Below are 8,355 nucleotides of genomic sequence, written 5' to 3'. Positions count from 1 at the left end.
CGGTTAGCCTTACCTAAATTCGTACCCATCGGAGGCGTGGTGCGGCCAGACCCCGAAGGCGTCGTTCTCCCGCGACGTCCGCCACAGCAGGCGGCCCGGGCGCTCGGCCTGGTGGCCGCGGTCGGCGTGCTGGCGCTGCTGTGCCTGCTGAGCATCTGGCTGGGATCCGAGGAGATCTCATTCGGCGACGTCTGGCGGGTGCTGCTGCACAACGACGGCTCGGCCGACGCCGTGATCATCCACAGTGTCCGGATGCCTCGCACCGCGCTGGGCCTGCTGGTCGGGGCCGCGCTGGGCCTGGCCGGCACGGTGATGCAGGCGCTGACCCGCAACCCGCTGGCCGACCCGGGGCTGCTCGGCGTCAGCGCCGGCGCGGCGTTCGCCATCGTGTTCTCGATCACCGTGGTCGGCGTGAGCTCGCTGTACGGCTATATCTGGTTCGCGTTCGGCGGCGCGATGGCCGCCACCGCCGTCGTCTACTTCCTCGGCACGCGCGGCAATGCCGGCTCCAGCCCGGTGAAACTCACGCTGGCCGGGGCCGCCGTCACCGCGCTGCTGGGGTCGTTCACGAGCGCGATGGTGCTGAAGGACCCGGCCGCGCTCAACCGCTTCCGGTTCTGGTCGGCCGGCTCGCTCACCGGCGCCGACACCACCCAGCTGCTCCAGGTGTCGCCGTTTCTACTGGTCGGGGCTGTGCTGGCGATCGCATGCGGGCCGGCGCTGAACAGTCTCGCCCTCGGTGACGACGTCGCCGTGGCGCTCGGACGGCGGCTGGGGCCGCTGCGGCTGCGCGGCGCGCTGGCCATCACGCTGCTGACCGGCGCGGCCGTCGCCGTCGCCGGGCCGATCGTCTTCCTCGGCTTGATCATCCCGCACGCCGTGCGGTTCGCCATCGGCCCCGACCACCGCTGGCTGCTGCCGTACTCCGCGGTGCTCGCGCCGGTGCTGCTGCTGGCCGCCGACGTCCTCGGGCGGATCCTGGCCCGGCCCAGCGAGATCCGGGCCGGCGTGATCGTGGCGTTCATCGGCGCGCCGGTGTTCATCCACCTGGTCCGCAGGCGCAAGCAGCTGGAGTCGTGACATGAGCCTGCCCGTGACCATCCGCCTCGCCAGGCCCGCGGTGTCCGTACGGGTGCGGCCACGCGTCGTTCTGGTCGGCCTCGTCCTGCTGGTGCTGGCCTTTCTGTTGCTGTGCTTGGGCATGACCATCGGCGAGGTGCCGATGGGGCTGTCCGACGTGCTGTCCGGGCTGTTCGGCGTCGGCGACACCGGGAACGGCTACATCGTGCAGGAGCTGCGGCTGCCCCGGGCGCTGACCGGCCTGTTGGCCGGGCTGGCGTTCGGCGCTTCGGGCGCGGTGTTCCAGACCATCACCCGCAATCCGCTGGCCAGCCCGGACATGATCGGGATCAACGCCGGCGCGGCAACAGCCGTTGTCGCCGGCCTGGCCTTCGGTTTCGGCGACGGGCTCGGCAGCACCTCCCTCGGGCTGCTCGGCGGTCTGGCCTCCGGCTTGATCGTCTACGTGCTGGCGTGGCGGCGCGGCACCACCGGCTACCGCATCCTGTTGGTGGGCATCGGTATTTCGGCGATGTGCACCAGCCTGACCGACTATCTGCTCAGCAAGGCGCAGATCACCGAGGCGCAGGCGTCGATGGGCTGGCTCGTCGGCACGCTGGCCAACCGCGGCTGGGACAACGTGGTGCCGCTGTTCGCGGCGTTCGTCGTGCTCTTTCCGTTGGTGTTGGTCCTTTCGCGGTGGATGGGCACGCTCCAGCTCGGTGACGAGGTGGCCGCCGGTCTCGGCACCCCGGTGCAGCCCGTGCGGCTCGGCCTGTTGTTGGCCGGCGCCGGCCTCGTCGCGTTCGCCACGGCTTCGGCCGGCCCCATCGCCTTCGTCGCGTTGACGGCGCCGCAGATCGCGCAGCGGCTGGCCCGGCTGTCATCGCCACCGGTCGTCACGTCCGCGCTCGGCGGCGCGGTTCTGGTGCTGGGCAGCGACATCCTGGCCCGCATGATCACCCCGACCGGGCTGCCGGTCGGCATCGTGACCGGCGCGCTCGGCGCCCCGGTCCTGCTCTGGCTGCTGGTCAGGGCCAACCGTTCCGGCTCCGGAGGCTGACACATGACATCGGAAACGCCCTCGCTGCGGGTGCAGGGGCTGCGCGTCGCCTACGACGACCGGATCGTCATCGACGGCCTCGACCTGGACATCCCGCCCGGCCAGATCACCGCCATCGTGGGGCCGAACGCGTGTGGCAAGTCGACCTTGTTGCGTACGGTGGCCCGTTTGCTGACGCCTCAGTCCGGCGGCGTTTTCCTGGACGGCCAGTCGATCCATCAACTGCCGACCCGTCAGGTGGCCCAGCGGCTGGGAATTCTGCCCCAGTCCCCCATCGTCCCCGAGGGCATGACCGTGTCGGATCTCGTCAGCCGTGGCCGGGCCCCGCATCAGACGTGGTGGCGGCAGTGGTCCACTTCGGACGAAGGCGCCGTGCGGGATGCCTTGGCCGCCACGGAGATGACCGACCTGGCCGACCGTCGCGTCGATGAGCTTTCTGGCGGGCAGCGGCAGCGGGCGTGGATCGCCATGGCCGTCGCCCAGGGTACGCCCGTGTTGCTCCTGGACGAGCCCACCACCTACCTGGACCTTGCCCATCAGATCGACGTTCTGGACCTCATCGTCGACCTCAACCGCGACGAGGGCCGGACTGTTGTCATGGTGCTGCACGATCTTCCGCAGGCCTGCCGCTACGCCGATCACCTGATCGCGATGAAGGCCGGTCGGATCGTCGCGTCCGGCCGGCCTTCCGAGGTCATCACCGAGGAGCTGGTGGACACCGTGTTCGGCGTGCGCTGCCAGGTCAGTCCCGACCCGGTCAGCGGCACGCCGATGGTGATCCCGATCAGCCGGCACCACCAGGGTGTCAGCTGACGCTGATCGCGTACCTGGGCGTCAGGCTGGCACGTCGGTCCACAATGGACGCCAGGATCTCGCCGACGCGCACCGCTGTGTTCGACAGCAGCGAGGACGTGATGCCGTGCGTGTGCTCCGTGCCGCCCTGGAGATAGATCCCGCCCCTGATCACGGATTCCGTCGTGATCCGGTAGTCCCTCTCGACCTTGAGGCGGCCTTCTTCGTCCCGGGCACACTGTTTGCTGAGGTCACCCAGCAGCGGCGTCGGATCGGCCGGCAGATACCCCGTGGCGTAGATGACCGCGTCGGCGTCGAGGATCGTGCGGTCGCCCGTGGTCAGCGACTCCACCGCCGCCGTGACCGTGCTGCCCGTGTCCACGACCTGCACCGGCCGGGACACGTTGAACAGGCGCAGACGTTGGGTGCCGAGGACTTTCTCGCGGTAGACGCGGCGGTAGAGCTCGTCGATCAGGTCGACGTCGACCGCCGAGTAGTTCGTGGAGCCGTGGTAGCGCATCAGGCGGTCCTTGACCGGTTCGTCCGCGCGGTAGAACTGGTCGACCGCTTCGGGGTCGAAGATCCGGTTGGCGAAGGAGCTGTCGTCGGCCGGACTGTAGCCGTAGCGGGCGAACACCGCGCAGACCTCCGCGTGGGGGAACTCGTCGTGCAGCAGCGCCGCGACCTCCGCCGCGCTCTGGCCGGCTCCGATGATCACGAACCTCTTGGGGTCCTTCATGGTGGGGACACGGCGCAGCAGTTCATTGTTGTGCCAGACCCTGGGGCCGGTGGTGACGCCTTCCGGCAGCTGCGGCCGCAGGCCCGTGCTCATCACCAGGTTGCGGGCTCTCAGCATCGTGCCGTCTGACGTCCGCACGTCGAGGAAAGCGATTTCCTCGCCGTCGTGGACGGGTTGCACGTCGACCACCTCGACGCCGTAGGAGACCACGTCGTCGACCTTGGCCGCCGCCCACTCGAAGTAGTCGTGGAACTCCACGCGGAGCGGGAAGAGGTTTTTGTGGTTGATGAAGTCGACCAGGCGGCCGGCCGAGTGCAGGTAGTTGACGAACGTGAACTCGCTGGTCGGGTTGCGCATCGTGACCAGGTCCTTGAGGAACGACACCTGCATCGTGGCCGTGTCGATGAGCATGCCCCGATGCCAGCCGAAGCGCGGTTGGCGTTCCAGGAAGTGCGCCGTGACCGGCTCCGCCGCGTTCGCGTTGTGCTCCGCGAGGGCGATCGCCAGCGCCAGGTTCGAGGGCCCGAACCCCACCCCTACGAGGTCGTAGATCGGAACCTGCTCGCCGGCCTCAGCACTCATGTCGCTCCCTCTGTCCGCCCCGGTTCAGGGAACCCTAACCTAACTTAGGCGAGCCTATCCTAGTACGATCGTGGTGATGTTCGTCCCGCCCCTCGTCAAGAGTTAAGGCCTGGACGCAAGAGTTAAGGACGCTCCCCCGCCCTGTCGGCGGCGGACAATCGGCTCCGGACGACCGCCGCTCTTGGGAGTACCGTGCCGACGATTCCCGCCCCGAGATCCGCCTGCGACCCGCTTCGCGGCGCCGCCGACACCTTCATCGTCTCGCTGCACACCGTCGTGCACGCCCCTCGTCAGACCGCCCGCACCCGTGCCGTGCTCCGCGCCTGCCGTGACCACGTCTCCCGCTTCCTCCCCGGTCTCCCACCCGACGCCCGGGTCATCAACACACGGAACTGCCATGACGGCGGCGGTGGCGTGTTGTTGCTGGACCACCCGCTCGGCGTCGGGGACACGTGCATCGTCGAGTACGAGGTCAACCTGGCGCCGGCCGATCACTGGGAGCAGGTGTTGACCGTGCCGGCTTGGGACCTGGTGATTCAGGTGCGGTTCCATGCCGCGGCCGTGCCGGTGCGGTGTTGGGGGTATCGGAGGGATGGGGGTGGGCGGGTGGTTGAGGAGGCCGTGGGGCTCACCGGCGGGAAGTCGGCGCACACGGTGACGCTGGATGCCCGGCCCGGGGTGCATGGCATTCGGTGGGAGTGGCGTTGAGTCTTTGAGGTGCCGCGCGAGATGAGACACGGCGTGGCGTACACGGGCCGAGAACGTCAGGGGTGGACGTGCGTGACGAGGTGACCCACGACGTGACGTGAGCGGACTGGGGAACGCGAGGGGTGGACGTGCGCGGCAAGGTGATCCACAACGAGACGCGAGTGAACCAGCGAATGTGAGGGGTAAACGTGCGCGGCGAGGTCACCCACGACGTGACGTGAGCGGACCAGCGGACGTCAGCGGTGGACATGCGCGGCGGCGACGCGAGCACGGTTCGGGTGGCAAGGCCGCGACGGCACCGAGGTCCGTCAAGTACAGAGTTTGCCGTCGTGGTCGCGGCAGCGGTGCCGGCGACGTTGCGGCCGGTGGCGTTGGTGGGCCGGTGGGGTCGGTGCCCCCTGTGGGCCGTTAGAACGGGGGTTCGTCCAATGGTTCGGGGGTGGTGGCGTAGGTGTGGCCCCATCGGGTGGTGAGGGTGGTGGTGCCGTCGTCGGCGAGGGTGATCTGGGCGTTGGTGGCGTGCTTGTAGCGGTGGTGGCGGCGGTCGAGGGGCGCGAGGTTGGCGGGGGTGGTGGGACCGAGGGGCCAGGGGGTGGCGTGGTCGAGGTCGCAGGAGCGCGCGGGATGTGTGCAGCAGGGCATGACGCAGGCGCGGTGACGGGCGCGGACGAAACGGTCCAGGGCGGCGTTGGGGCGGTACACGTCGGGCGTGTACTCCAGCAAGTGGCCGGCGGGGTCGGTCAACAAGCGATGGAAGACGGTGCCGGGGTGCGACATCAGGTCGCGCACCACGCCGGCAGGGATGAGCTGGCCGGTGTCCAACTGCCCAGGACGCTCATCCACACCGAGCAGGGCGGTGATGGGGACGGTGACCTGGATCAGGGGCTTCAGCCCGGCGGACTTCGGCTCCTCCAGGACCAAGCCGGCCAGGACGTCGGCGCGGATCTGGTCGAGGGTGCGGCCCTGCCGGGGTTCGGCGTGGGCGATGTGGTCGATCTTGGTGTACATGGCGTGGGCGATCTCGACGGGCTGGGAGGTGGACAGGGTGGCGATGCTGTCGCCGGTGTCGTAGACGGTGACGGTGCGGTCGGCGAGGCGTTGGGCGCGGCGGCGGGCGTGTTCGGCGGGGTCGGCGCGCTGGACGCGGGCGTGGGAGGAGCGGCGGAGTTGTTGGGGGGTGCGGCCGGCGGCGGTCTGCAAAGTCTTGGTGACGACACGCTGCGCGAGCTCGTCGGTGTAGTGGTCGGTGGGGTCGATGAGGGCGTGGGCGCCACGGTCGGTGAGGGTGCCGGCGGCCATGGCGTCCAACACGTCGGGGAAGACGGTGGCCAGGCGGGTGGCCCAGGCGACGCGGTAGGCGGCGTTGACGGGGGACAGTTGCAAGGCCATGCCGATCTCGACGGGGGCCCACTCGTCGGTGGCGAGTTCGGCGATGAGGCGCAGTTGTTCGGCTTCGGCTCGGCGGATGGTGCGCTCGCATTCGATCACCCGAGCGAGTATGTCTTTCATACCAGCAAGTTTACGCGCACAGAAAGATCGACTCGAATCACTGACGGGTGAAAACCCTTGCCGCGCAACGACTTTATGTGACGAAAGCTGTGAACTACGCCAGGGCAGAGCGGATCAGGTCGAGGTAAGCGGCAATCCAAGGCAGCTCAAGGGGATTGTCGCTGTGCAGAGCCCGCAAGCGCTGAGCGTCGGTCTCGCCGTACAGCTGACTGGTGGCGACACGGATGCGGCAGGCCTCGGGGGCGTCGCCGAACTCGGAGCCGGTGAGAACGACGATGCCGTTGCGGGACAACAGGTGTGAGGCGGCGTCGGCATCGGTGGCGAAGCCGGGAACGTGGGGGTAGAGGTAGAAAGCGCCGTCGGGAGCGGGGACACCGAAGAGGGAAGCGACGGCGGAGGCGACACGGTGGTGGAGCAAGCGGCTCTGGGAGACCCGCTCGACCAAAGCGGAGGGCTCAGCAAAGGCAACGGCTGCGGCCTCCTGCACGGGCCGAGAGGGGGCGGACCACACCTCGCTGGCCAGAGAGAGGACACGGTCACGAAGGTCGTCATCGACGAAGCGAGCGACGCCGAGCCGCCAACCGCCGAGGGCGAGGCTCTTGCTGAGGCCGGAGGTGACGACAACCCGGTGCGGGGCAACGGAAGCGGGGCTCAGGAAGTCTACTGTGGACAGGTCGCGGTAGATTTCGTCGGAGACGATGAGCAGGTCATGGCGCTCGGCGACGGCGCACAGGTCCCGGATGACGGAAGGCGGGGTGACCATGCCGGTGGGGTTGTCGGGGAGGGTGACGATCACGGTCGACAGGCGAAGGCCCTGGGCCACGGCATCGAGCTCAACGGGGTCGGGAACGCCGCCGATGCTCGGCAGGCGAACGATGTCGAGGCCATGCATGGTGGCCTGGGCGGCGTAACTGACCCAACTGGGGCGGGCCAACGCAACGCTCCCGCCCTGAGCGCCGAGAATGGCCCACAGCAACGGCTTGCTGCCGGGACCGGCGACAACCTGGGAGGGCTCGGTCGGCAGGCCGCGACGGGTCCAGTAGCCGGCGGCGGCCTCACGCAACGACGGAATCCCGGCGACGGGGCCATAGCCGGCAGAGCCAGCGCAAGAAGCCAGGGCCGAAACAAGCATGGGATGCACAGGAAGGCCGGCCTCGCCGAAGCCGAGGGGAACGACGGGCAGACCGGCGGCGCGGCGAGCGGCGATGACGGCATTGGCGGCGAGGGTGGCGGAGACGGACATACGACCAAAGGTGCCAACACCAGCAGCATCACGTACAGCGCGAAAACATGACTCCGAGCATAAGATAACCCGATGCTCGAACTGCGCCGCCTCGCCCTCCTCCACCAGTTCGCCGCGCTGAAAAGCATCGCCGCGGTGGCAGCGGCGACGGGCTACTCCGCGTCGGCGGTGTCGCAACAGCTGGCGGTGCTGGAGAAGGAAGCGGGGGTGGCGCTGCTGGAAAGGTCGGCACGGAGCGCGGCGCTGACGGAAGCGGGACAAAGGCTGGCGACCCACGCGGCCACGATCCTCGATGCGGCCGAAGCGGCGGAGGCGGACCTGGCCCGAGCGGCCGACGACACCACGGGGCGGATCGTGGTCAGCACGATCCCGACGGTCGCGGTGGCGGTCGCGCCGAGGCTGGTGAAGATCCAAGGCCCGCAGGTGGTGCTCCGACAGTACGTCGACGACGAAGCGCTGGAGCGCCTGCGAACCCGAGAGGTCGACATCGCGGTCATCGACACCTGGCGACCGACGGAACCCGAGCCGGGTCTGCTGAGGACCGTGCTCACCGAAGACCCGCTGGTGTCCCGCCCCGGGTTTGATGGAGACATCGAACACCCGGAGGATTCACTGCCATGGCGGCACCACGGAAGTACCCCGACGAGTTGCGGGAGCGAG

The 8,355-nt window shown here is 69.1% G+C and carries 8 protein-coding genes; 5 read left to right on the top strand and 3 right to left on the bottom strand.

The genetic code is table 11. The features are described from left to right. The first annotated feature begins 39 nt into the window (after nucleotides 1-39). From AB0M73_RS30755 to AB0M73_RS30745, 3 genes are read left to right on the top strand one after another with little or no spacing between them, the layout of a single operon-like run. Nucleotides 40-1,080 (top strand): iron chelate uptake ABC transporter family permease subunit, encoded by a 1,041-nt coding sequence (locus AB0M73_RS30755; protein WP_363897874.1) that lies wholly within the window; start codon nucleotides 40-42, stop codon nucleotides 1,078-1,080. Nucleotide 1,081: 1 nt separating this feature from the next. Beyond that, complete coding sequence (locus AB0M73_RS30750) at nucleotides 1,082-2,122, top strand: iron chelate uptake ABC transporter family permease subunit (protein WP_363897747.1); 1,041 nt, start codon at nucleotides 1,082-1,084, stop codon at nucleotides 2,120-2,122. Between the two features lie 3 nt (nucleotides 2,123-2,125). Continuing rightward, nucleotides 2,126-2,935: an ABC transporter ATP-binding protein gene (locus AB0M73_RS30745; protein ID WP_363897744.1), complete on the top strand. Its 810-nt coding sequence runs from the start codon at nucleotides 2,126-2,128 to the stop codon at nucleotides 2,933-2,935. Here AB0M73_RS30745 and AB0M73_RS30740 read toward each other — a convergent pair. Continuing rightward, nucleotides 2,928-4,235, bottom strand: coding sequence for a lysine N(6)-hydroxylase/L-ornithine N(5)-oxygenase family protein (locus tag AB0M73_RS30740; RefSeq protein WP_363897741.1), 1,308 nt, complete (start codon nucleotides 4,233-4,235; stop codon nucleotides 2,928-2,930). The genes AB0M73_RS30745 and AB0M73_RS30740 overlap by 8 nt on opposite strands. 192 nt (nucleotides 4,236-4,427) lie before the next feature. Between AB0M73_RS30740 and AB0M73_RS30735 the strand changes: the two genes are divergently transcribed. Beyond that, nucleotides 4,428-4,943, top strand: a complete 516-nt coding sequence (locus AB0M73_RS30735; protein WP_363897738.1) for a hypothetical protein — start codon at nucleotides 4,428-4,430, stop codon at nucleotides 4,941-4,943. Between the two features lie 408 nt (nucleotides 4,944-5,351). On the opposite strand, the gene AB0M73_RS30730 is transcribed toward AB0M73_RS30735, so the two are convergent. Together AB0M73_RS30730 and AB0M73_RS30725 are read right to left on the bottom strand one after the other, a co-directional pair. Further along, nucleotides 5,352-6,452, bottom strand: a complete 1,101-nt coding sequence (locus AB0M73_RS30730) for a DUF222 domain-containing protein (RefSeq protein WP_363897735.1) — start codon at nucleotides 6,450-6,452, stop codon at nucleotides 5,352-5,354. A 94-nt stretch (nucleotides 6,453-6,546) separates the two neighbouring features. Next, the gene (locus AB0M73_RS30725) at nucleotides 6,547-7,695 is read right to left on the bottom strand and encodes a pyridoxal phosphate-dependent aminotransferase (protein ID WP_363897732.1); all 1,149 of its coding nucleotides are present in this window, start codon (nucleotides 7,693-7,695) and stop codon (nucleotides 6,547-6,549) included. A gap of 72 nt (nucleotides 7,696-7,767) precedes the next feature. On the opposite strand from AB0M73_RS30725, the gene AB0M73_RS30720 reads away from it, so the two are divergent. Continuing rightward, nucleotides 7,768-8,355: LysR family transcriptional regulator (locus AB0M73_RS30720; RefSeq protein ID WP_363897729.1), on the top strand; the 588-nt coding region annotated here is incomplete at its 3' end.

The organism is Kutzneria sp. NPDC051319 (assembly GCF_040682195.1).
Classification (GTDB): Bacteria; Actinomycetota; Actinomycetes; order Mycobacteriales; family Pseudonocardiaceae; genus Kutzneria.
Note: the sequence above shows the minus strand (reverse complement) of the source record. Positions and strands in the feature narration are given on the sequence as shown.

What these genes read in the sequence shown, in the direction of transcription:
- AB0M73_RS30750 (WP_363897747.1), top strand. Translation starts at nt 1,082, where the DNA reads ATGAGCCTGCCCGTGACCATCCGCCTCGCCAGGCCCGCGGTGTCCGTA.
- AB0M73_RS30745 (WP_363897744.1), top strand. Translation starts at nt 2,126, where the DNA reads ATGACATCGGAAACGCCCTCGCTGCGGGTGCAGGGGCTGCGCGTCGCC.
- AB0M73_RS30740 (WP_363897741.1), bottom strand. Translation starts at nt 4,235, where the DNA reads ATGAGTGCTGAGGCCGGCGAGCAGGTTCCGATCTACGACCTCGTAGGG.
- AB0M73_RS30730 (WP_363897735.1), bottom strand. Translation starts at nt 6,452, where the DNA reads ATGAAAGACATACTCGCTCGGGTGATCGAATGCGAGCGCACCATCCGC.
- AB0M73_RS30725 (WP_363897732.1), bottom strand. Translation starts at nt 7,695, where the DNA reads ATGTCCGTCTCCGCCACCCTCGCCGCCAATGCCGTCATCGCCGCTCGC.